This is a genomic window from Cupriavidus sp. CPT47-8839-RL05A (assembly GCF_058792255.1).
In genome coordinates, this window is sequence record NZ_JBYTEG010000013.1 from 104,221 (window position 1) to 127,784 (window position 23,564).

Annotated in this window: 19 protein-coding genes and 1 tRNA gene; 10 read left to right on the forward strand and 10 right to left on the reverse strand. The window is 67.8% G+C overall.

Annotated features, from left to right (window positions below):
- Positions 1-13 precede the first annotated feature (13 nt).
- The 7 genes from hutC to hutG all read left to right on the forward strand — a co-directional run bounded on the left by hutC (position 14) and on the right by hutG (position 8,264).
- Positions 14-775, forward strand: coding sequence for a histidine utilization transcriptional repressor HutC (hutC, locus tag AC3WVS_RS17470; RefSeq protein ID WP_492319673.1), 762 nt, complete (start codon positions 14-16; stop codon positions 773-775).
- A 62-nt stretch (positions 776-837) separates the two neighbouring features.
- On the forward strand, positions 838-2,415 hold the full coding sequence (hutH, locus tag AC3WVS_RS17475) for a histidine ammonia-lyase (protein ID WP_492319674.1): 1,578 nt from the start codon (positions 838-840) through the stop codon (positions 2,413-2,415).
- 51 nt (positions 2,416-2,466) lie between these two features.
- Positions 2,467-4,167, forward strand: a complete 1,701-nt coding sequence (gene hutU / locus AC3WVS_RS17480; protein ID WP_492319675.1) for a urocanate hydratase — start codon at positions 2,467-2,469, stop codon at positions 4,165-4,167.
- Entirely contained in the window at positions 4,164-4,766 is a 603-nt protein-coding gene (locus AC3WVS_RS17485; RefSeq protein WP_492319676.1) for a HutD/Ves family protein, read from the forward strand. Before hutU ends, AC3WVS_RS17485 begins: the two co-directional genes overlap by 4 nt.
- The gene (gene hutI / locus AC3WVS_RS17490; RefSeq protein WP_492319677.1) at positions 4,763-6,016 is read left to right on the forward strand and encodes an imidazolonepropionase; all 1,254 of its coding nucleotides are present in this window, start codon (positions 4,763-4,765) and stop codon (positions 6,014-6,016) included. Before AC3WVS_RS17485 ends, hutI begins: the two co-directional genes overlap by 4 nt.
- Positions 6,013-7,419: a formimidoylglutamate deiminase gene (locus tag AC3WVS_RS17495; RefSeq protein ID WP_492319678.1), complete on the forward strand. Its 1,407-nt coding sequence runs from the start codon at positions 6,013-6,015 to the stop codon at positions 7,417-7,419. The genes hutI and AC3WVS_RS17495 overlap by 4 nt, the downstream gene beginning before the upstream one ends.
- Before the next feature lie 32 nt (positions 7,420-7,451).
- Entirely contained in the window at positions 7,452-8,264 is an 813-nt protein-coding gene (hutG, locus tag AC3WVS_RS17500) for an N-formylglutamate deformylase (protein ID WP_492319679.1), read from the forward strand.
- Between the two features lie 42 nt (positions 8,265-8,306).
- On the opposite strand, the gene AC3WVS_RS17505 is transcribed toward hutG, so the two are convergent.
- The 6 genes from AC3WVS_RS17505 to AC3WVS_RS17530 all read right to left on the reverse strand — a co-directional run bounded on the left by AC3WVS_RS17505 (position 8,307) and on the right by AC3WVS_RS17530 (position 15,460).
- Positions 8,307-9,215: an SMP-30/gluconolactonase/LRE family protein gene (locus AC3WVS_RS17505; RefSeq protein WP_492319680.1), complete on the reverse strand. Its 909-nt coding sequence runs from the start codon at positions 9,213-9,215 to the stop codon at positions 8,307-8,309.
- 40 nt (positions 9,216-9,255) lie between these two features.
- Positions 9,256-10,269 (reverse strand): GntT/GntP/DsdX family permease, encoded by a 1,014-nt coding sequence (locus AC3WVS_RS17510; protein ID WP_492319681.1) that lies wholly within the window; start codon positions 10,267-10,269, stop codon positions 9,256-9,258.
- A 273-nt stretch (positions 10,270-10,542) separates the two neighbouring features.
- Positions 10,543-12,168: a bifunctional aspartate transaminase/aspartate 4-decarboxylase gene (locus tag AC3WVS_RS17515; protein ID WP_492319682.1), complete on the reverse strand. Its 1,626-nt coding sequence runs from the start codon at positions 12,166-12,168 to the stop codon at positions 10,543-10,545.
- A 95-nt stretch (positions 12,169-12,263) separates the two neighbouring features.
- On the reverse strand, positions 12,264-13,949 hold the full coding sequence (gene aspT, locus AC3WVS_RS17520) for an aspartate-alanine antiporter (protein WP_492319683.1): 1,686 nt from the start codon (positions 13,947-13,949) through the stop codon (positions 12,264-12,266).
- Between the two features lie 488 nt (positions 13,950-14,437).
- Positions 14,438-15,181, reverse strand: coding sequence for a metalloprotease LoiP (loiP, locus tag AC3WVS_RS17525; protein WP_010814953.1), 744 nt, complete (start codon positions 15,179-15,181; stop codon positions 14,438-14,440).
- Positions 15,182-15,375: 194 nt separating this feature from the next.
- Positions 15,376-15,460: transfer RNA gene (locus AC3WVS_RS17530), tRNA-Leu, on the reverse strand.
- Between the two features lie 150 nt (positions 15,461-15,610).
- On the opposite strand from AC3WVS_RS17530, the gene AC3WVS_RS17535 reads away from it, so the two are divergent.
- Complete coding sequence (locus AC3WVS_RS17535) at positions 15,611-16,531, forward strand: alpha/beta hydrolase (RefSeq protein ID WP_492319684.1); 921 nt, start codon at positions 15,611-15,613, stop codon at positions 16,529-16,531.
- A gap of 22 nt (positions 16,532-16,553) precedes the next feature.
- Here AC3WVS_RS17535 and AC3WVS_RS17540 read toward each other — a convergent pair whose 3' ends face one another.
- From AC3WVS_RS17540 to AC3WVS_RS17555, 4 genes are all read right to left on the reverse strand, one after another.
- Positions 16,554-17,480 carry an NAD(P)-dependent oxidoreductase gene (locus AC3WVS_RS17540; protein ID WP_492319685.1) on the reverse strand — a complete coding sequence of 309 codons (927 nt, stop codon included), beginning with the start codon at positions 17,478-17,480 and terminating at the stop codon, positions 16,554-16,556.
- Positions 17,464-18,630 carry an ABC transporter substrate-binding protein gene (locus AC3WVS_RS17545; protein WP_492319686.1) on the reverse strand — a complete coding sequence of 389 codons (1,167 nt, stop codon included), beginning with the start codon at positions 18,628-18,630 and terminating at the stop codon, positions 17,464-17,466. Before AC3WVS_RS17545 ends, AC3WVS_RS17540 begins: the two co-directional genes overlap by 17 nt.
- An 85-nt stretch (positions 18,631-18,715) precedes the next feature.
- Complete coding sequence (locus tag AC3WVS_RS17550) at positions 18,716-19,879, reverse strand: methyltransferase (protein ID WP_492319687.1); 1,164 nt, start codon at positions 19,877-19,879, stop codon at positions 18,716-18,718.
- Between the two features lie 87 nt (positions 19,880-19,966).
- Positions 19,967-20,908 (reverse strand): CysB family HTH-type transcriptional regulator, encoded by a 942-nt coding sequence (locus tag AC3WVS_RS17555; RefSeq protein WP_010814948.1) that lies wholly within the window; start codon positions 20,906-20,908, stop codon positions 19,967-19,969.
- A gap of 166 nt (positions 20,909-21,074) precedes the next feature.
- Between AC3WVS_RS17555 and AC3WVS_RS17560 the strand changes: the two genes are divergently transcribed.
- Entirely contained in the window at positions 21,075-21,848 is a 774-nt protein-coding gene (locus AC3WVS_RS17560) for a sulfite exporter TauE/SafE family protein (protein WP_492319688.1), read from the forward strand.
- 28 nt (positions 21,849-21,876) lie between these two features.
- Positions 21,877-23,559, forward strand: a complete 1,683-nt coding sequence (locus AC3WVS_RS17565) for a nitrite/sulfite reductase (RefSeq protein ID WP_492319689.1) — start codon at positions 21,877-21,879, stop codon at positions 23,557-23,559.
- Positions 23,560-23,564: the final 5 nt, after the last annotated feature.

Here is a 23,564-nt window from a genome sequence, read left to right on the forward strand (position 1 = left end):
TCCAACCAACGCCATGAACCACGCCGCCGGCACCGCTTCTTCCGCTTCTGCCTCTCCCACCGCGCTCTACCAGCAGGTGAAGGAGTACATCGCCCGCCAGATCCAGAGCGGCGCGTGGCAGCCGGGCGACCGGGTGCCGTCGGAGCAGGAGCTGGTGAACCGCTTCAGCGTCTCGCGCATGACCGTCAACCGGGCGCTGCGCGAGCTGCAGGAGCAGGGCCGGGTGGTGCGGGTGGCCGGCGTGGGCACCTTCGTGGCGGAGCACAAGCCGCAGTCGACGCTGCTGTCCGTGGTCAACCTGCAGGACGAGATCCGCATGCGCGGCCATGACTATGCCTGCGACGTGATCCTGGTTGAGCGCGTCTCGGCCTCGATCGAGGTGGCCGCCGCGCTGGAGCTGCGCACCGGCGAATCGGTGTACCACTCGGTCTGCGTGCATCGCGAGGACGGCGTGCCGGTGCAGCTGGAGGACCGCTATGTCAACCCGCGCGTGGCGCCGGACTTCATCGGCCAGGATTTCAGCGAGACCCAGCCCGGCGAATACCTGCTGCGCCATGTGCCCTACGATCAGGTAGAGCACGTGGTCGATGCCATTGCCGCCACGCCGGAGCAGGCCGCGCAACTGGAAATGCCGGCCACGCAACCTTGCCTGATGCTGACGCGCCGCACCTGGACCAACGGCGTGCCGGTGACTTTCGTGCGCTGCCTGCATCCGGGCAACCGCTACCGCCTCGGCAGCCGCTTCCGCGCCGACGGCAACCCCGCTTTCGGCTGAATCACAAGATCCGGCCGCACGGTCCAACTTTTACTCTAAGCTGTATAGACAGGAACATACAAATGAGCGCCAGCCAACACGACGACCAAGCTTCCCGCCCGCTGCTGACCTTGCAGCCGGGCCAAGTCACCCTGGCCGACCTGCGCCGCATCTACCGCGGCGAGGTGCGCCTGGCCATGGCCGAATCGGCCTGGGCCGGCGTGCGCGCCGCGCAGGCCACGGTGCAGGACATCATCGACGCCGACGCCGTGGTCTACGGCATCAACACCGGCTTCGGCAAGCTGGCGCAGAGCCGCATCCCGCACGACAAGCTGGCCCAGCTGCAGCGCAACCTGGTGCTGTCGCACAGCGTCGGCACCGGCCCGGACCTGGCCGAAGACACCGTGCGCCTGATCCTGGCGATCAAGGCCGTGAGCCTGGCGCGCGGCCATTCGGGCGTGCGGCCGGAACTGATCGAGGCGCTGCTGGCGCTGGCCAACCACGGCGTGACGCCGTGCATCCCGGCCAAGGGGTCGGTGGGCGCCTCGGGCGACCTGGCGCCGCTGGCGCATATGTCGTGCACGCTGATCGGCGTGGGCGACGTGCTGGTCGACGGCAAGCGCGTGCCTGCCGCCGAGGGCCTGGCGCACGCCGGCCTGCAGGCCTTCGAGCTGGGCCCCAAGGAAGGCCTGGCGCTGCTCAACGGCACCCAGGTGTCGACCGCGCTGGCGCTGGCCGGCCTGTTCGCCGCCGAAGACGCCTTTGCCGCCGGGCTGGTGGCGGGCGCGCTGTCGCTGGAAGCGATCAAGGGCTCGGTCAAGCCGTTCGACGCCCGCATCCATGAGGCGCGCGGCCAGGCCGGCCAGATCGCCGTGGCCGGCTCAGTGCGCGCGATGCTGGACGGCAGCGAGATCGTCGACTCGCACAAGACCTGCGGCCGCGTGCAGGACCCATACTCGATCCGCTGCCAGCCGCAGGTGATGGGCGCGTGCCTGGACAACCTGCAGCACGCCGCGCGCATCCTGCAGATCGAGTCCAACGCCGCCTCGGACAACCCGCTGGTGTTCTCCGCGCAGGGCGACGTGGTCTCGGGCGGCAACTTCCACGCCGAGCCGGTGGCCTTTGCCGCCGACATCATCGCGCTGGCGATTGCCGAGATCGGCGCGATTTCCGAACGCCGCCTGGCGCTGCTGCTCGATACCGGGCTGTCGGGCCTGCCGCCGTTCCTGGTGCGCGATGGCGGCCTGAACTCGGGCTTCATGATCGCGCAGGTGACCGCGGCCGCGCTGGCCTCCGAGAACAAGGCGCTGGCGCATCCGTCCAGCGTCGACAGCCTGCCGACCTCGGCCAACCAGGAAGACCATGTGTCGATGGCCACCTACGGTGCGCGCCGCCTGGGCGAGATGGCCGCCAACACCGCGGTGGTGGTCGGCATCGAGGCCATGGCCGCGGCGCAGGGCATCGAGTTCCACCGCCCGCTGAAGTCGTCGCCGCTGGTGGAGCAGGAACTCGCCCGCATCCGTGCGCGCGTGGCCTTTGTCGAAGAGGACCGCTACCTGGCACCGGATATCGAAGCGATGAAGCAATGGGTGGTGCAGGGCGATGCGGGCGCGGGCTGGCCCGATGCCGTGCGCGCGATCCTGCCGACCAACCTGTCGTAACGCGCCCCGCGCCGACACTGCCAGACCAGACCCGCAGCAGGAGAACAAGACATGAACGCCAACGAAAACCAATTCATCCAGCGCGGCCAGCGCGAAATCCGCGCGCCACGCGGCAGCCAGCTGCACTGCAAGAACTGGCTGATCGAAGCCGCCTACCGCATGATCCAGAACAACCTCGACCCGGACGTGGCCGAGCGCCCGCAGGACCTGGTGGTCTACGGTGGCATTGGCAAGGCGGCGCGCAACTGGGAGTGCTTCGACGCCATCCTGGACAGCCTGCGCCGCCTGGGTGAGGACGAGTCGCTGCTGGTGCAGTCGGGCAAGCCGGTGGGCGTGTTCCGCACCCATGCCGATGCGCCGCGCGTGCTGATCGCCAACTCCAACCTGGTGCCGCACTGGGCCAACTGGGACAAGTTCAACGAGCTGGACCGCGCCGGCCTGATGATGTACGGCCAGATGACCGCGGGCTCGTGGATCTACATCGGCACGCAGGGCATCGTGCAGGGCACCTACGAGACCTTTGTCGAGGCCGGCCGCCAGCACTACAACGGCGACCTGTCGGGCAAGTGGATCCTGACCGCGGGCCTGGGCGGCATGGGCGGCGCGCAGCCGCTGGCGGGCGTGCTGGCCGGCGCCTGCGTGCTGGCGATCGAGTGCCAGGAGTCGCGCATCGATTTCCGCCTGCGCACGCGTTATGTCGACAAGAAGGCCACCACGCTCGACGAGGCGCTGGCGATGATCGCCGAGGCCACGCAGAAGAAGGAAGCGATCTCGGTCGGCCTGCTCGGCAACGCCGCCGAGATCCTGCCGGAGCTGGTCAAGCGCGCGCAGGCCGGCGGCATGCGCCCGGACATCGTCACCGACCAGACCTCGGCGCACGACCTGGTCAACGGCTACCTGCCGGCCGGTTGGACTGTCGACCAATGGGAAGCGGCGCGCACGCAGGATCCCAAGTCGGTGGAAGCCGCCGCGCGCCCGTCCATCGTCAAGCACGTCCAGGCCATGCTCGACTTCCAGAAGATGGGCGTGCCGACGGTCGACTATGGCAACAATATCCGCCAGGTCGCGTTCGACGAGGGCGTGAAGAACGCCTTTGATTTCCCGGGCTTCGTGCCGGCCTATATCCGTCCGCTGTTCTGCCGCGGCAAGGGCCCGTTCCGCTGGGTCGCGCTGTCGGGCGATCCGGAGGATATCTACAAGACCGATGCCAAGATGAAGGAGCTGTTCCCCGAGGACAAGCACCTGCACCGCTGGCTCGACATGGCGCACGACCGCATCGCCTTCCAGGGCCTGCCCGCGCGCATCTGCTGGGTGGGTCTGGACGAACGCCACCGCGCCGGCCTGGCCTTCAACGAGATGGTCAAGTCTGGCGAGCTGAAGGCGCCGGTGGTGATCGGCCGCGATCACCTGGACTGCGGCTCGGTGGCTTCACCCAACCGCGAGACCGAGGCCATGCGCGACGGCTCGGATGCGGTGTCGGACTGGCCGCTGCTCAACGCGCTGCTGAACACCGCGGGCGGTGCCACCTGGGTCAGCCTGCACCATGGCGGCGGCGTCGGCATGGGCTTCTCGCAGCATTCGGGCGTGGTGATCGTGTGCGACGGCACCGATGCCGCGGCCCGGCGCATCGAGCGCGTGCTGTGGAACGACCCGGCCACCGGCGTGATGCGTCATGCGGATGCGGGCTATGACATCGCCATCGAATGCGCGCACGAGAAGGGCCTGAACCTGCCGATGGTGAAGGGCGCATGAGCCTGACGCTATTTCAACGGTTCGCGCTGGCCGAGATCGCGCCCACGCGCTGGAAGAACGGTGGCGGCAACACGCGTGAGATCGCGGTGTGGCCGCCGGGCGCCGGCATGGATGACTTCATGTGGCGCCTGAGCGTGGCCGATATCGGGCAGGACGGCCCGTTCTCGGCGTTTCCCGGCATCGATCGCCAGATCGTGCTGCTGGAGGGCGCCGGCGTGACGCTGCGTGCGGACGACGCCAGCTTCAGCCACCGCCTTGAACATATCGGCGAGCCCTTCGCCTTCTCCGGCGATACCAGCCTGCAGGCGACGCTGATCGACGGCGTTACGCGCGACTTCAATGTGATGACGCGGCGCGGCCACTGCCGCGCGCGCGCCGAGGCGTTCCGGCATGGGTTTGCGCCTGGCGCCGGCGGCCATGCCGTCTGCCTGCTGGCCGTCAGCGGCGCATGGCAGGCGCAGGATGCCGGCCTGCTGCTGCAAGCGGGCGAAGGGGCGCTCTACGGCGCTGCGGAACCCCCATCCACGCCATCGTTTGAACCTGTGGGCGACGCGGCCCTGTGCCTGTGCGTCACCCTTGAGACGGAGCCCGGTCAATGACGCTACCCTCTGTATCGTCCGCGCCCAGCGCGGACGGCGTCTGGCACAACTGCCACCTGCTGCCCGATGCCGATCCGGCGCACGCGATCCCCGATGCCGCGCTGGTGGTGGAGCATGGGCGCATCGCCTGGCTGGGCGCCGCCGCGGACCTGCCCGACGCCTATCGCGGCGCGGCGCGCCATGATGCCCACGGGGCATGGATCACGCCCGGGCTGGTCGACTGCCATACGCACCTGGTCTACGGCGGCCAGCGCGCCGACGAGTTCGCGATGCGGCTGGCCGGCGCCGGCTACGAAGAGATTGCGCGCGCCGGCGGCGGCATCGTCTCGACCGTGCGCGCCACGCGTGCCGCAGATGAAGACACGCTGTTTGCCCAGGCCGCCGCGCGCCTGCAGCCGCTGCTGGCCGAGGGCGTCACCGCCATCGAGATCAAGTCGGGCTACGGGCTGAACCTTGAAGCCGAGCGCAAGCAGCTGCGCGTGGCGCGCCGGCTTGGCGAGCACTTTGGCGTCTCGGTCCACACCACCTTCCTGGGCGCGCATGCATTGCCGCCGGAATACGCGGGCCGTGCCGATGACTACATCGACCTGGTCTGCAACACCATGCTGCCGGCACTGTCCGACGAAGGGCTGGTCGACGCCGTCGATGCCTTCTGCGAATCGATCGGCTTTTCGATTGCGCAGACCGGGCGCGTGTTCGAGGCGGCGGCGCGCCATGGCGTGCGCGTCAAGCTGCATGCCGAGCAACTGAGCAACCTCGGCGGCGCCGCGCTCGCCGCTCGCCACCGCGCCTTGTCCGCCGATCACCTCGAGCATCTCGACGAGGCCGGCGTCGCGGCGATGGCGGAGGCCGGCACGGTGGCGGTGCTGCTGCCCGGCGCCTACTATTTCCTGCGCGACACCAACCTGCCGCCGATCGCGCTGCTGCGCCAGTACGGCGTGCCGATGGCAATCTCGACCGATCACAATCCGGGCACGTCGCCGGTCACTTCGCTGCTGCTGATGATGAATATGGCCTGCACCCTGTTCCGCCTGACCGTGCCCGAAGCGCTTGCCGGCGTGACCGGGCACGCCGCGCGTGCGCTGGGCGCATCGGATCGCCACGGGCGGCTGGAAGCGGGGCGCGTGGCCGACTTCGCGCTGTGGCGCATCGATTCGCCCGCCGAGCTGGCGTACTGGTTCGGCCGCAACCCGGTCGCGACGGTGGTGCGGCAAGGGCGTGTGCATGCGCACGAAGGAGCCTCGGCATGAGCGGCACGCAACTCTTCGCTCCGTTTGCGCTGCTGCCAACCGGCTGGGCGCGCGATGTGCTGCTGGCCTGGGATGAGCAGGGCCGCTTCACCACCGTGCAGACCGGCGTACTGCCGGGTGCAGGCGTGCCGCATGCGGCCGGTCCCGTGCTGCCCGGCATGCCCAACCTGCACTCGCATGCGTTCCAGCGCGGCTTTGCCGGCCTGACGGAATTCCGCAGCCGCCCGCAGGGCGACGATCCGGCTGGCGCCGATTCATTCTGGAGCTGGCGCACGCTGATGTACCGCTTCGCGCAGCGGCTCTCGCCGGACACGCTGGAGGCCATTGCCACCCAGCTTTATATCGAGATGCTGCGGGCGGGCTACACCAGCGTGTGCGAGTTCCACTACGTCCATCACGATGCCGGCGGCAAGCCCTATGCCGATGCCGCCGAGATGTCGCTGCGGCTGCTGCGCGCGGCGCAGCGCACCGGCATCGGCATGACGCTGCTGCCGGTGCTGTACCAGACCGCCGGCTTTGGCGGCAAGCCGCCGCTGGCCGAGCAGCGCCGCTTCCTGCACGACACCGACGCGATGCTGCGGCTGCTGGAACGGCTGGCTCCCGCGTGCGCGCAGTCCGGCGCGCGGCTGGGGCTGGCACCGCACTCGCTGCGCGCGGTGCCGGAGGAAAGCCTCGCGCACGCACTGGCGGGACTGCAGGCGATCGATCCGCAGGCGCCCATCCATATCCATATCGCCGAGCAGCAGAAAGAGGTCGACGACTGCATCGCGTGGTCGGGCACGCGCCCGGTGACGTGGCTGTTCGACCATGTACAGGTCGACGCGCGCTGGTGCCTGGTGCACGCTACCCATATGGACTGGGACGAGCGCCGGCGCCTGGCGCACAGCGGCGCGGTGGCTGGCATCTGCCCGACCACCGAGGCCAACCTGGGCGACGGCGTGTTCGAGGCCGCGCCCTACCTGGCGCAGCAGGGCGCATGGGGCATCGGCTCCGACAGCCATGCCAGCGTCAGCGTGGCCGAGGAGCTGCGCTTGTTCGAATACGGCCAGCGGCTCGGCCTGCAGCGGCGCAATGTGCTGGCGTCCGACACGCATGCACAGGTGGCTGACCGGCTGTATCTCGAAGCCGTGGCTGGTGGCACGCGTGCCAGCGGCCGCGCCGTGGCGGGGCTTGTGCCAGGGCAGCAGGCCGATTTCGTGGTGCTGGATGGCGCGCATCCGACGCTGGCGGGCCTCGACGGCCCGCAGGCGCTGGCCACCCATGTGTTTGCCTGCCACGGTCATGAGACACTAGCGGATGTCCGCACCGCCGGACGCAGCCGCGTGCAGCATGGCGCGCATCCGCTGCAGGCGGATGCGGGGCGCCTGTTCATCGCGGCGCGCGCCGGCCTGCTGGCCGACTGAAACCGGGCTACGCCCACTGCATCGCAAAGACAATGTCCTTCTCCACCGATACCCCCGCCTTCACCCTGCATCGCGGCACGCGCCCGTTGCTGGTATCGATGCCGCACGTCGGCACGCACCTGCCGGCTTCGGTCTCGCAGCGCCTGACGGCCGAAGCGCGCACCGTGCCCGACACCGACTGGCACCTGGAACGCCTCTACAGCTTCGCCCGCGAGCTGGGTGCGTCGGTGCTGGTGGCCACGCATTCGCGCTACGTGGTCGACCTGAACCGCCCGCCCGATAACGCCAACCTGTATCCCGGCCAGGACACCACGGGCCTGTGCCCGGTCGACACCTTCGACAAGACGCCGCTGTACGCCGACGGCAACGGCCCCGACGATGCGGAAATCGCCGCACGCCGCGATGCGATCTGGCGCCCGTACCACCAGGCGCTGGCCGCGGAACTGGCCCGCCTGAAGGCGGAGCACGGCACCATCGCGCTGTGGGATGCGCATTCGATCCGCTCGGTGCTGCCGCGCTTCTTCGAAGGCAGGCTGCCGGACTTCAACCTCGGCACGGCCAACGGCGAGAGTTGCGACGCGTCGCTTGCGGACCAGCTGCTCGAGCAGGCCGGCGCGGTGGCCGGCCATACCGCGGTGCTCAACGGGCGCTTCAAGGGCGGCTATATCACGCGCCAATACGGCAAGCCGCAGGACGGCGTGCACGCGGTGCAGCTCGAGCTGTCGCAGGTCGCCTACATGAGCGAGACGTATCCGTTCGCCTACGACGAGGCGCGTGCGGCGGCATTGCAGCCGGCTTTGCGAGGGATGCTGGCGACGGTGCTTGAGTTCGTCGAAACGCGCTAAGGCGCTGGCGCGGCACGATGGCAGCCGCGCAGCGCTGCCAGCTCACGCCAAGCGCTGACCAAGCCGCAGGCGGTAGAGCGAAGTGCTGGCGGCGATGAACAAGGCATTGCCCTCGGCGCCGCCGAAGGTGAGGTTGCCGACCTTCTCCGGCACGGGAATATGCGCCAGCCGCGTCCCGTCCGGATGGAAAACCTGCACGCCGCTGGCGCTGCTGGCAAAGAGCCAGCCGCGCCGGTCCACGCGAAATCCATCCGGCAGTCCGGGCGCGATGAGGGCGAAGACCCGCGGGTTGGCCAGCACCCGCCCCGCAACGACGTCGAAGGCGATGATGTGGTGATGACCATCGTCGCGCAATGCCGCCGAGGTATCGGAGACATAGAGCACGTCTTCATCGGGCGAGAATGCCAGCCCGTTCGGCTCTTCTATAAGGTCGCTGGCGACTTCCAGCGCACCGACGGCGGGATCGTAGCGAAACACATAGTTGTGCCGCAGCTCGGGATCGGCCCGGTGGCCTTCGCGGTCCGACAGGATCCCATACGGCGGATCGGTGAACCACAGGGTGCCATCGCGCTTGATCACGATGTCGTTGGGCGAATTCAGGCGCCGCCCCTGATAGTGGCTGACGACCAGTTCGTCTTCGCCCTGGCGGGCACCGCTGCGATGCGTCCGCACGATGGCCCGCTGTCCGTGCGAGCAATGCAGCAGCGAGCCGTCCGCCGCCAGGGCGTGGCCGTTGGTGAACTCGGCGCCAGCGCGCCAGACCGACATGCCATCCGCGGCGCTCCAGCGCAGGATGCGGTCGTTGGGGATGTCGCTCCACAGCACCGCATCTTCGTCGGGCAACCACACCGGCCCCTCGCTCCAGGTTGCCCCGCGTGCCAGTTGCTCGAGCCGTTCGCCCGCCAGCGGCAGCTCGCGTGCGCGCTCATCGAATATCTGGACTGTATCCATGGTCTTCCTTTATCCCGTTGCAAAGACACCCAGGCGGTCTTTACACGAACTGCCACAGCAAGAGGACCAGGCCAAGGGCTGCGATACCGGCAAGCGTCGTCAGCACCGTCCAGCTCCTTAGTCCATCACCGACGCTCAGGCCCAGCATCCGGGTCACGATCCAGAAGCCCGCATCGTTGACATGGGAGACCGCCATGCCGCCCGCTCCCATCGCCAGGCCGATCAGGGCCAGATGGTTGGGGCCGAGCGATGCCTGCTTGACCAGCGGGGCGATGATGCCGGCAGTGGTCATCAGCGCCACGGTGGTGGGCCCCTGTGCCGCGCGCAACAGCATCGCCAGCAGGAACGCGAGGACGGCCAGCGGCAGACCCGAAGACTGCAGCGACGTCGCCAGCGCGGGGCCGATTCCGGTCGACACCAGGATCTTGGCGAAAGCGCCGCCGGCGCCGGTGATCAGGATCACCACCGATACGGTCGGGATGGCGGCGCCGGCCACCTCGGACACCGTCGCCAGCGGCGCGCCGCGACGGATGCCAAGCAGGTAGGCACAGAGCATCAGGCCCAGCAACAGCGCGACGTACGGGATGCCGAGAAATATCAGCGCCGAGCGCCCGAAGAAGTCTTGCGGCAACTGCAACTGGGCCAGCGTCCCGGCCAGGATCAGCACGATCGGCAGCGCGATCAGCCCGGCGACGAGACGGGCGCCTGGCGGCACGCCGCTGCCCAGACTGGCGGATGCCGCATGGACCTTTGGCGCGCTGCCTGTGACCTGGCCCGTTTCGGCGGCGATATCGGCTGCCATCTGGAACGGCCGCCTGGTCACTCGCCGCGATGCCAGGAAAGTCACGAGGCCAGTGACCAGCGCGACCGGCAGGCCGATCAGCAGCAGGCGACCGATCTCGATGCCGAGTTCTCCGGCCACTGCCACCATGCCCGGGTGCGGCGGCAGCAGGGCATGCACCACCAGCAACACCGCGCACACCGGCAGGCCAATCACCACCAGCGGAATGCCGCGGGTGCGCGTGAGCCCGTAGACCAGCGGCATCAGCATCATGAACCAGAATGCGGCTTGAGCCTGCTGCAGGGCCAATGGCCAGTGCGCAGGAAAGTGGAGACAACTATAGCAATGGCCGGAATATGCTTCTAATCAAATGATCGAATCTCCGCTTTACCTCAGGTTATCGCTTGGGGATTCTGGAAAACGCTGCGGCGTTATCGGGCGCAGGATCCGCTTGAGGGTTTGCTCGCACCTCGGCCCCGACATAACGCAACACTGAACAAAAAAAGCCCGGCCTGAAGCCGGGCTGCGAGCCACGCCAGCGAAGGCCTATTTTTTCACGACATTCTTGTCGGCCTTGCTCCCCGTCGCCGCGTTGTACTTCTCCACATACGCTTCGAACAACTTGCGGATCGAGCGCCCGATCTTGGCGTAGTCAGCTTCATTCAGGTTGGCCAGCGACACCCGCCCTGACGGGTGGCGCGTGCCGAAGCCGCGGCCCGGCAGCAGCACCACGCCTGCCTCATCGGCCAGCTGGAACAGCAGTTCGTTCGGCTCGACCGAGTTCATCACCCATTTGACGAAGTCCGGACCGATCGCCTTGCCGCCCAGCTGCTCGATATCGAGCAGCGTGTAGTAGTCCACGGCATTCGGGTCGTCGCTTTCCGGCGCGATGCCGATCTCGCGGTACAGCGCGGCCTTGCGGCTGCGGATCAGCCGCTTCATCGCATTCTTGTAGTTGTCCGGCGTATCCATCAGCGAGAACAGCGAGAACAGCACCATCTGCACCTGCTGCGGGGTCGACAGGCCGGCCGTGTGGTTCAGCGCCACCGTGCGGCTGTCGGCCACCAGGCGGTCGATGAACTTGAGCTTCTGCGGCTCGGTGGTGATCGAGCTGTAGCGCTGGTTCAGTTGCTGGCGTTGCGCGTCGGGCAGCTTGCCGATCTGCAGGTCGAAGATATTGTCGCGGTGCGTGGCGATCACGCCCAGGCGCCAGCCGGTCGCGCCGAAGTACTTGGAGAACGAGTACACCAGGATGGTATTCTTCGGGCACATCGCGAACAGCGAGACGAAGTTGTCGGCAAAGGTGCCGTAGACGTCGTCGGTCAGGATGATCAGGTCCGGGCGCTCCTTGACGATCGAGGCCAGGTACTCCAGGCTTTCGTCGCTCATGCGCACCGAGGGCGGGTTGCTCGGGTTGACCAGGAAGAAGGCCTTGACCTTGGGGTCGCGCAGCTTGTCGAGCTCCTTCTTCGAATACTGCCAGTGCGACTCGGGATCGGCATTGACCGACACTTCCACCAGCTGGTAGTCGTTCAGTTCCGGGATCTCGATATACGGCGTGAAGATCGGCATGCCCAGCGCGATGGTGTCGCCGGCCTTGAGCAGGTGGTTCTCGCGAATGGAGTTGAACAGGTAGGTCATCGCCGCGGTGCCGCCTTCAACCGCGAACAGGTCGAAATCGCCGATGAACGGATGGTCGCCGATCATCTCCTTGCGGATGTACTGGCCGACCACGACCTCAGACAGCTTCAGCATGCGGTCCGGCACCGGGTAGTTGCAGGCCAGGATGCCTTCGCACATTTCATAGAGGAAATCTCCCGCGCTCAGGCCGAGCTGGTCGCGCACATACGACACCGCGCCGGCCAGGAACTTCACCCCCGGGGTGTCGGCAAACTCGCGCGCAAACAGGTTGAAGCGTTCCTCGATGCCTTCGCGGCGCGGGAAGCCGCCCACGCCCTCGGGCATGTAGGAGAACGAGCGCTCGGACTCGCGCATGGCAAACAGGCCCAGTTGCCAGAAGCCGTGGCGCGGCACGGTGGCGAGAAAGTTGGGGTTGCCGCGGCCGGCGTTCAGCATCAGGCGTTCCGCGTCGCTGCTGGCCAGCTTGATCAGCTCGTCCTTCAGCTCGAAGGGGGAGAGGCTGGACAGCTTGGAGATATCGAACTTGCTCATGGCTTGCTCCTGTGTGGACGCTTGTCGGTAGGGCTGGCGGGCCGGGGGGAGAGGGAAGACCCGCGCAGCAGGAGAGATATCGAAGGAAACGCGCGCTAGACGAGCCCGACCACCAGTGGCCCCAGCAGCGTTAGCAGCACGTTGGCCAGGGCGTAGGTGATGGCGAACGGCACCGTCGGCACCGGGCTTTCGGCCTTGTCCAGGATGCCGCCGAAGGCCGGGTTGGCACTGCGCGAGCCTGACAGCGCGCCAGCCAGCACGGCGGCGTTGTCGTACTTCAGCACGTAGCGGCCGAACAGCATCGTCAGGAACAGCGGCAGCAGCGTCACCACCGCGCCCAGCAGGAAGATGGTCAGCCCGCTCTGGCGCAGCGTGGTCACCGCCTGCAGGCCGGAGTTGATGCCGACGATGGCCACGAACGCGGCCAGCCCGAAGTCCTTCAGCAGCTGGCACGCCGCGGTCGGCATCGCGCCGAACATCTTGTGCTTGGACCGCGCCCAGCCAAACACCAGGCCCGACAACAGCGCGCCGCCGCCGGCGCCGAGCGTCAGCGGGATCGAGCCCACACGCCACACCAGCAGGCCGATCAGCAGGCCCACCAGCACCCCGGCGCCGAAGTAGACGAAGTCCGTCTTCTCGCTGGGCACCAGCTCATAGCCGGCGGTCTGCGCGGCACGCTTGGTGTCGGCGGGGGTGCCGTACAGCGTGATGATGTCGCCGTGCTGCAGCTTGAGGTCCGGCAGCAGCGGCAGCGGATGGTCGAAGCGCTCGATGCGCTCGATATACACGCCGTGGCGCATGTCGCGGCCGACAGTGTCGACGATCTCGGCCACGGTCTTGTTGTTCATGCCCTTGGCGGTGAACACCACGTTGCGCGACTGCATCACCGCGCCCATACCGTCGGCATCGGCCACTTCCACGCCGATCTGCGCGGCCGTCGGCACGATCGCATCGCGGCGACCGACCAGCAGTACCAGGTCGTCGTGCTGCAACACCAGGTCCTGCGTGACTTCGATCTGCTTGCCGCCGCGCTGCACCTTCTCCACGGTCACCAGGTCCTCGCCGCCGATCTCTAGCTGCGAGACGGTCTTGCCGGAGGCATCGTTCACGCGGTACAGCCGGCCCACCAGGCGCGGCAGCGCGCCGCGCTGGCCCGGGCCATATTGCGGCAGGCCGCCGCTGAGCTGGGCTTCCATCTTCTTGGCGTCGGTCTTCAGGTCCGACTTCATGAAGCGCGGCAGAATGTTCACGCACACGATGATCGCACCCAGCGAGCCGAACACATAGGTCACGGCATAGCCGATTGCCACATTGGCCTGCATCGTCTTGACCTGGTCGGGCGGCAAGCCCAGCTTGGTGATGGCGTCACCTGCGGTGCCGATGATCGCCGACTGGGTCATGCCGCCGGCGGCCAGGCCAGCCGCCAGGCCCTTGTCGAGGTGGAACAGCCTGGCCAGCACCACCACCGTGACCAGGCCGCACACCGCCATGAACACCGCCATGGCGATCTCGCGCAGCGAGCTGCGGTTCAGCGAGTTGAAGAACTGCGGGCCGCTTTCATAGCCCACGGCGTAGATGAACACCGCGAACATCACGGCCTTGACGCCGTTGTCGATCTCGACGCCGACCTGGCTGATCACCACCGCGGCGAGCAGCGAGCCAGCCACGCCGCCCAGCTGGAAGCGCCCGAAGGTGATCTTGCCGATGGCGTAGCCGACCGACAGCGCTAGGAACAGCGCCGATTCCGGCGACTTCTGGAAAATCTCATGCAACCATTCCATCGAAGGCTCCTGAAGCGAGTGATGCGGGTTGGGTGAGTCGTTGCATCGGATTGCGGGGGTGGCGGAAATTCGGGGCAGGACGGGGCAGCGCAGGACTACGGGTGCGGGGCGAGCGGAGGCGGGGCATGTCCATGGCGCGGCGGCGTGTCCTTCGGGCATGAAGGTGATCATGGCGATCACGGCAATCACGGTGGCGGCGCGCACACCGCAGCTGGCAGGTGCAGCGTTGGCGCCGCGGATCGCGCATGCAGTGGCGCGACCGCATCAACCGCGTTAATGCAGCGTGAGGCATTATCCCCGCCGGTTTCCGAACAGCGTAGTGAAAGCTTTTGTCGGCGAATTAAGCGCAGTCAACACGCCGCGCGCATGACGGCGCGAGTGTGGAAGCGGTGTCGGGAGCGGTGCGCGAGGGAAGTGAAGCGGGGCAGTCGGGAGGGAGGTGCCGCCTCACCCGAACGGGTGCGGCGGCAAGGGCAAATGCGCCGCTGTCAGCGCCCGCCGGCCAGGCGGGCTTCGATATGCTTGGCGCGCTCCAGCGATCCCGGGTGCGAGCTGAGCATGCTCGACTGTCCGCCATCGAGGGTCGACATCTTGCGGAACGCCGATGCCAGGGCCTGGCGGTTGGCGCCGTTTTTGGTCAGCAGGTCGAACGAATAGTCGTCGGCCGCGGTTTCCTGCCGCTGCGAGAACTGCGCATTGACGAACTGCTCGGCGAGCGCGCCGATCTGCGACGACGACAGCGCCGTCAGCGAAGCCACGCCAGTCGACCCCAGCAGCCCGCGCGCCGCAGCCGTGGTGTAGGCCACCTGCATCGCGGCCTTGGTATGGCCCAGCGACACATGGCCGATTTCATGGCCCACCACGCCACGCACTTCATCGTCGCTGAGCAGGTCCATCAGGCCGCTGTAGACCCGCACGCAACCGTTGGCCATGGCCCAGGCATTGACGTCCTTGGTCACATACACCTTGGCATTGAGTGGCAGCCCGGTGTTGCCCAGCCCGCTCATCACATTGGCCAGGCGCTTGGCGTAGGTGCTGTCCGCCGGCGCGATGGTGTTCTTCTGGTCCATTTCCGCGCAGGACTGGTCGGACAGCATCTTGACGTTGCTGTCCGACAGCGTGGCGGCGGTAAAGAGGCTGCCGCCGGCCTGCGTCAGGCTTTCCATATTGGCGCCGGCACAGCCGGCCAGCAGCGCGGAACAGGCGAGGGCGGAAAGGGCGAGTCGCTTCATGGTTCGCTCCGGGAACGGGGGTTGGCAATGCCATAGGATAGGAAGCCGGGCGAGGGCGCGCCAGTGGGCGCCGTCCGACAGGCGCTCAGGCAAAGTGGCTGGCAGGGCACGTCCGAGGCCAGGAGGCGTGCGCCGACCCGCGGCCGGGATGGCACCACGGAGGCAATGCTGGGAACAAGTCGGGAAGAAGCTGATGGTGCCCGGGGTCGGACTCGAACCGACACGCCTTGCGGCGGGGGATTTTGAGTCCCCTGCGTCTACCTGTTTCACCACCCGGGCAGGGTGTAGGGCACCGGAACCGGTACCTTGCTGAGCCGGCGATTATGCCGGAAATCCCGTCGTCGGACAACCGGCGCGGGGCCGCGCAAATCCGGTAGCATGGCGCCCAGCCTCTCACACGCCCATCGTCCCGATCACTCCCGAACCGCCATGACCGACCAAGCTTCGCTGGCGCGCCTCGCCAGCCTGCCTTCGCAGGACCCCGGCTTCTACGACCGGGAATACAACAACCGCGCCAATGTGCCGGACAACGCCGTGCATATGGCGCGCTGGGCGCAGTGGTCCGCCGGGGTGCGCGCACGCAGCCGTTATCTGGCGGACCTGAGCTATGCCGGCGAGGACTCGCGCCATGCGCAGGGCGAGACGCTGGACTACTTCCCCGCGCAGCGGGCCAACGGGGCGCTGCCGCCGCTGCTGGTCTTCGTGCACGGCGGCTACTACCGGGCGCTGGACAAGCACGACCACAGCTTTGTTGCCAGCGCGCTGCCGGCGCTGGGAGTGTCGGTGGCGGTGGTGAACTACACGCTGGTGCCCGCGGTGACGGTGCCGGAGATCGTGCGGCAGGTGTTGCGCAGCGTCGCCTGGCTGTACCGGCAGGCGGACCGGCTGGGCCATGATCCGGACAAGCTTTTCCTGGCCGGGCATTCCGTCGGCGGCCACCTGGTGGCGATGCTGATGGCCGCGCGCTGGCCGCAGCTGGGCGCGGACCTGCCGGCCGACCTGGTCAAGGGCGGGCTCTCGGTCAGCGGGCTGTACGACATGGAGCCGCTGCGGCGCGCGGCCTTCCTGCAGCGCGACCTGCGGTTCTCTGAAGACGATGTCGCGCGGCTGTCGCCCGCGTATATGCCGCCGGCCAGCGGTGCCCCGCTGGCGATCGCGGTGGGGGAACTCGAGGCCGCCGAATACCACCGCCAGCACGCGCTGATCCGCGCGGCGTGGCCGGCCAAGGTTGCGCATCCGGCCGCGAGCGACCTGGTGCTGCCGGACTGCCATCACTTCAATGTGCTGGACAGCTTTGCCAGCCCGGACGGTGCCCTGACGCGCGCGGTGCTGCGGCTGATGGAGCGCTGAGCGCGCACCGGGCGCGAGGGCGTCAGCCCTCCAGCACGCGCAGCAGCGACGAGGTGTCGTCCTTGCCCCAGCCATTGGCCATCAGCGCGCGCAGCTGCGCCGAGGTGGCCTGCATCGCGGGCAGGTCCAGGCCGATTTCTTCGGCGATATCGCGCGCCAGCCCGAAGTCCTTGTCGTGCAGCCGCGCCTCGATGCCAGCGGCAAAGTTGCGCGCCACCATCTTGGGGCCCATCAGGTCGAGCATGCGGCTGCCGGCCATGCCGGTCGCCATGGCTTCGAACACGCGGCCGGTGTCGACGTTCTGCGCGGCGGCAAAACGCATGGCCTCGGCAATGCCTTCGATATTGACCACCTGCGCGATCTGGTTGCACAGCTTGGCAACCTGGCCCGCGCCGTGGTCGCCGATATGGGTGATGGTCTTGCCCAGCTGCTGCAGCAGCGGGCGCACGCGCTCGAGCATCTCGGGCTTGCCGCCGACCATGATGGTCAGCGTGCCCGCCTCGGCGCCCATGGTGCCGCCCGAGACCGGGCAGTCCAGCGCCTCGATGCCGCGCGCGGCCAGCGCCGCGGCGATCTCGCGCGTGACGATCGGCGAGATGGTGCTGTGGTCCACGCAGATGGTGCCCGGCGCGGCGCCGTGGATCACGCCCTGCTCGCCCAGCAGCACTTCGCGCACGTCTTCGGACGAGGTCACGTTGGTGAAGACGACGCTGGCGCCGCGTGCCGCCTCGGCGGGGGTGAAGAAGGGCTCCGCCCCCAGTGCGCGCGCGGCCCCGGCGGCTTCCGGGCGACGCACGAAGGCGCGCACGGTGTGGCCGGCGGCCAGCAGGTGGCGGACCATGTGCGAGCCCATGGCGCCCAGGCCGATGAAGGCGACGGTGGTGGGGGTGAGAGTGGTGCTCATGCCATGCTTCCTTTCTTGATGCGGCGGGCTACTTATCGCCCGCATAGGCGAACTTGCCGTTGCGGATCACCCCCATCACGCGCGAACGCTGGTCGAAGCCCTGGTGGTCCTTCGGGTTCAGGTTCATCACGCCGTTGGGGATGGTGAGATTGGTGGTGGTTTCCAGCGCGTCGCGCATGGCGGCGCGGAATTCGCGCGTGCCGGGCTGGGTGCCGGTCTTCAGCGCGCGGCGGGCGGCGTCGTCCAGCAGCATCCACGCGCCCCAGGCGTCGCCGGCAAACTGCGTGACGCTGTCGGCGCCGTACTTGCTTTCGTAGCGGTTGACGAAGTCCAGCGCCACCTTGCGCACCGGGTGGCTCTCGGGCAGCTGGCGCGCGACCACCACCGGCCCGGTCGGGAACAGCGTGCCTTCCACATCCTTGCCGCCCATGCGCAGGAAGTCCCAGGTGGCGATGCCGTGGGTCTGGTAGACCTTGCCCTTGTAGCCGCGCTCGCCCAGCGTCTTCTGCGGCAGTACGGACGGCGTGCCGGCACCGGCGATCAGGATCGCGTCCGGGTTGGCCGCCATCAGCTTGAGCACCTGCCCGGTCACCGAGGTGTCGTTGCGCGAGAAGCGCTCGTTGGCGACCACCTTGATCTTGCGCACCTCGGCCAGCTTCGAGAACTCGCGCCACCAGCTCTCGCCGTAGGCGTCGGCAAAGCCGATAAAGCCGACCGTCCTGACGCCATGGTTGCTCATGTACTCGGTCAGCACGGTCGCCATGTGCGAGTCGTTCTGCGGCATCTTGAAGGCCCAGCGGCGCTTGGCGTCGGTCTGCGGCTCGACGATGGAGGCCGAGGCGGCCAGTGCCACCATCGGGGTCTCGCCCTCGGCCACGGCGTCGAGCGCGGCGATGGCGGTGGGGGTGATGTTGGGGCCGACGATCACGTCGACCTTTTCCTCGGAGATCAGCTTGCGCACGTTGCGCACCGCCGCGGCCGGGTCGCTGCCGTCGTCCAGGATCACGTAGTGCGCCTTCTGGCCGCCCAGGGTTTGGGGCCACATCAGCACGGTGTTCTTGGAGGGGATGCCGATCGAGGCCGCCGGACCGGTGGTGGACACATCGATGCCGACACGGATGTCGGCATGCGCGGCGGCGCTGGTGAAGAGCAGGGCGCCGGCCAGCAGCAGGGCGCGCAGGGGCAGTGTCAGCATGGTCTCCTCCGTTCTTATATGTGACGGGAAGGATAGCCGAACTCGGCCGCCGGGGCACGCCTGCGCCCCGCCACGGCCGTGCTGGTCAGCGCACGCCCAGGCGCCAGAGCGTGGTCACCTCGGCGGAACGCGCCGCGTGCAGCGGGTCGGCGGCATCCGTCGCGCGCGGGTGGCGCGGGCGGATATCGGAGCGGCCCAGCACCTTCAGCCCGGCGGCGTCGATCCAGCCCATCAGTTCCTCGCGCGGACGCAGGCCGAGATGCTCGGCCAGGTCCGACAGCAGCAGCCAGCCTTCGCCGCCCGGCGCCAGATGCTCGGCCAGCCCCTGCAGGAAGCCGCGCAGCATGGCGCTGTCAGGGTCGTAGACCGCGCGCTCCACTGGCGAGCTGGGCCGGGCCGGCACCCAGGGCGGGTTGCACACTACCAGCGGGGCCCGGCCTTCGGGGAACAGGTCGGCCTGGACGATCTCGACCTGCCCGGTGTAGCCAAGCTGGGCGATGTTCTCGCGCGCGCAGGCCAGCGCACGCGGATCCTGGTCGGTGGCGACCACGCGCTGCACGCCGCGGCGGGCCAGCACCGCGGCCAGCACGCCGGTGCCGGTGCCGATATCGAAGGCGAGGGTCTTGGCCGGCAGCGGCTCGGTCGCGGCCAGGTCGACATACTCGCCGCGCACCGGCGAGAACACGCCGTACCAGGGGTGGATGCGGTCTTCCAGCGCCGGGATCTCCACGCCCTTCTTGCGCCATTCATAGGCGCCGATCATGCCCAGCAGCTCGCGCATCGATGCCACGTAGGGCTCGCTGGCCGGGCCGTAGACCTGTTCGCAGGCGTCGCGCACATCCGGCGCGCGGCGCAGCGGCACCTCGTGGCTGGCATTGAACGGCAGCAGCAGCATGCCCAGCGTGCGGGCGCGCTGCGACTGGGCCAGCCGGTGCAGGTTGAAGGCCTCGATTGGCGAAACGGCCCCGCCCTTGGCCTTGTCCTTGGCTTTCTGGCCGGGGCGGCTGGCCTTCTTGGGCTTGCGCTCGGTGCGGCGGGCCAGCGCGTGCAGCAGCTGGCGCGCGTTCTGGAAGTCGCCGCGCCACAGCAGCGCGGTGCCCTCGCAGGCCAGGCGATAGGCGGTGTCGGCGCTGGTGGTGTCGTCGGCGATGACCACGCGGCGCGGCGGCGGCAGGCCGGCTTCAGAGCGCCAGGCGGCGCTGCGCTCGACGCCGTCCTCGGTCCAGTGAATGCGGGGCAGGTCGCTCACAGGGCCTCCGGCCGGCAGGGCGTGATGGGCAGCAGATGCATGGTTGGGTTTGCTTCTTATATAGGGAGAGGCGGCGGCGGACCGTCCTCAGAGTTCGTAGGCTTCGTGTTCGCCGGACATAGCCTGCTCAACCAGCTTGCGGTTGAGCGTCGGCGAGAACAGCTCGATGAAGGTGTAGACAAAGCTGCGCAGGTAGGCCCCCTGCTTGACGGCCAGGTGGGTCACGTTGCTGCCGAACAGGTGGCCGGCCGAAATGCCGCGCAGGTTGCGGTCGCGCTCGGCATCATAGGCGACGCCGGCGACGATGCCCACGCCCAGCCCGATCTCCACATAGGTCTTGATCACGTCCGCGTCGATGGCCTCCAGCACGATGTCCGGCTCCAGGTGGCGCAGCGCGAAGGCCTTGTCGATCTTGGTCCGGCCGGCAAAGTTGGCATCGTAGGTGATCAGCGGGTAGCCCATCAGGTCTTCCAGCGCCAGGTGCTTCTTGTCGAGCAGCGGATGCTCGGGTGGCGTAATCACCATATGGGTCCACTGGTAGCCCGGCAGCGACACCAGGTTCTTGTCGGCGGAGATGCCTTCGGTCGCGATGCCGATATCGGCCTGGTCGTGCAGCAGCATGTCGGCGATCTGCGCCGGGTTGCCCTGCTGGATCGACAGCCGCACCTTGGGGTAGCGCTTGGTGAACTCGCTGATCACCCGTGGCAGGGCGTAGCGCGCCTGGGTGTGGGTGGTGGCGATGGTGAAGTTGCCCTGGTCCTGTGCCGCATAGTCCATGCCGACGCGCTTCAGGCTTTCCACCTCCTGCAGGATCTTCTCGACCGAGCTCAGGATGCGGCGGCCCGGCTCGGTCAGGCTGCGGATGCGCTTGCCATGGCGGGTAAAGATATCGACGCCCAGCTCTTCTTCCAGCTCGATGATGGCCTTGGACACGCCGGGTTGTGACGTGTAGAGCGCTTTGGCGGCCTCAGTCAGGTTGTAGTTCTGTCGGACGGCCTCACGCACGAAGCGAAACTGGTGCAGGTTCATATATCTGGGTTCGTATAAACAAACAACTTCTTATTAGTTTGAGGTATGAGGCCAGTTTATTACGATTCTCGAACTTTGTTAATTAATGGCCAGCCCTCAGTGCGTCCTCTCGCAGCAGCCACTTTGTGATGCGAGATCCACGGGCCAGGTTCCCACCGAGTCCCCCATGTCTGTTGCCTATACGGTTTCCGGTCTGTTTGTAGGCGTCCTCGTCGGTCTGACCGGGGTGGGTGGGGGCTCGTTGATGACGCCGCTGCTGACGTTGCTGTTCGGCTTTTCGCCGGCCACCGCGGTTGGCACCGACCTGGCCTTCGCCGCCATCACCAAGGGCTTCGGCACCATCGCGCACCGTGCCCACGGCCATGTGCAGTGGCAGGTGGTGCGGCGCCTGTGCATCGGCAGCCTGCCGGCGGCAGTGGCCGCCATCCTGGTGCTGAAGAGCGCCGGCGAGCTCAACGCCCAGTGGCTGCACGCGATTCGCGTGACCATCGGCGTGTCGGTGCTGCTGACCGTATTGTCGCTGCTGTTCCGCAAGCAGATGCTGGCCTGGCTGGAACGCAATCCGCGCTTCCAGCTGCACGGCCGCGCCCAGGTCATTGCCACCATCGTGGTCGGCGCCGTGATCGGCGTGCTGGTGACGGTGTCGTCGATCGGCGCCGGCGCGGTTGGCGCCACGCTGATCCTGCTGCTGTATCCCCATATGAAGCCGGCTGAAGTGGCCGGCACCGACATTGCCTACGCCGTCCCGCTGACGGCGCTTGCCGGGCTGGGCCATGTGTGGCTCGGCACGGTCGACTGGAATTTGCTGCTGGCGCTGCTGGTGGGTTCGATCCCCGGCATCTGGCTGGGCGCGCAACTGTCGCGGGCGCTGCCCGAACGGCTGGTGCGTGCCGCACTGGCGACCACGCTGACGCTGGTCGCCATCAAGCTCGTTTCCTGAATTCAACGAATACTGAACGGACCCCGCCATGTATCAGTACGACCAATATGACCAGCGCATCGTCGCCGAGCGCGTCGCCCAGTTCCGTGACCAGGTGCGCCGCCGCCTGTCCGACGAGCTGACCGAGGAAGAATTCCTGCCGCTGCGCCTGCAGAACGGCCTGTACATGCAGCGCCATGCCTACATGCTGCGCGTGGCGATTCCGTACGGCCTGCTGTCGTCGAAGCAGATGCGCAAGCTGGGCCATATCGCGCGCGAGTACGACCGCGGCTATGGCCACTTCTCCACGCGCCAGAACATCCAGTACAACTGGATGGAGCTGGAGCGCGTGCCCGACGTGCTGGCCGAGCTGGCCAGCGTCGAGATGCACGCCATCCAGACCTCGGGCAACTGCGTGCGCAACATCACCACCGACCACTTCGCCGGCGTCGCGCCGGACGAGTCGGTGGACCCGCGCGTGCTGGCCGAGCTGCTGCGCCAGTGGAGCACCTTCCAGCCGGAATTCGCCTTCCTGCCGCGCAAGTTCAAGATCGCCATCTCGGCCTCGGCCAATGACCGCGCCGTGGTGCAGATGCACGATATCGGCATCTACGCCTACAAGAACGCCGAAGGCGAAACGCGCCTGCGCATCCTGGCCGGCGGCGGCCTGGGCCGCACGCCGATCCTGGGCACGATCATCAAGGACGACCTGCCGTGGCAGCACATGCTGTCCTACGTCGAGTCGGCCATCCGCGTGTACAACCGCTATGGCCGCCGCGACAACAAGTACAAGGCGCGCATCAAGATCCTGGTGAAGGCCATCGGCGCAGAGAAGTTCGCGCAGGAAGTCGAGGAAGAGTGGCAGCACAGCAAGGACGGCCCGGCCACGCTCACGCAGGCCGAGTTCGACCGCGTGGCGCAGTACTTCACGCCGCCCGCCTATGAAAAGCTGGCCGACACCGATGCTTCGTACGAGAACCACCTGCTGGAAGACAAGGCCTTTGCGCGCTGGGTCAGCCGCAACGTGCACGGCCACAAGGTGCCGGGCTACGCCGCGGTGACGCTGTCGACCAAGCCGGGCGTGGCCTCGCCCCCGGGGGACGCCACCGACGCGCAGATCGAAGCCGTGGCCGACCTGGCTGACCAGTTCGGCTTCGGCGAGCTGCGCGTCGCGCACGAGCAGAACCTGATCCTGCCGGACGTGAAGAAGCAGGACCTGTACGCGCTGTGGCAACTGGCCAAGAAGGCCGGCCTGGCCACCCCGAACATCGGCCTGCTGACCGACATCATCGCCTGCCCGGGCGGCGATTTCTGCTCGCTGGCCAACGCCAAGTCGATCCCTATCGCGCAGGCGATCCAGGACCGCTTCGACGACCTCGACTATGTCTATGACCTGGGCGAGATCTCGCTGAACATCTCGGGCTGCATCAACGCCTGCGGCCACCACCACGTCGGCAATATCGGCGTGCTGGGCGTCGACAAGGACGGTTCGGAGTGGTACCAGGTCACGCTGGGCGGCGCCCAGGGCAACCAGACCGCGCTGGGCAAGGTGATCGGCCCGTCGTTCAGCGCCGAGGAAATGCCCGAGGTGGTGACCCGCATCATCGACACCTTCGTGGCCAACCGCATCGAAGACGAACGCTTTATCGAAACCCTGTCCCGCATCGGCATCGTCCCGTTCAAGGAGCGCGTTTATGCCGACAAGCAGCCGCGCGAGCGCGCTGAAGCCTGAGGACC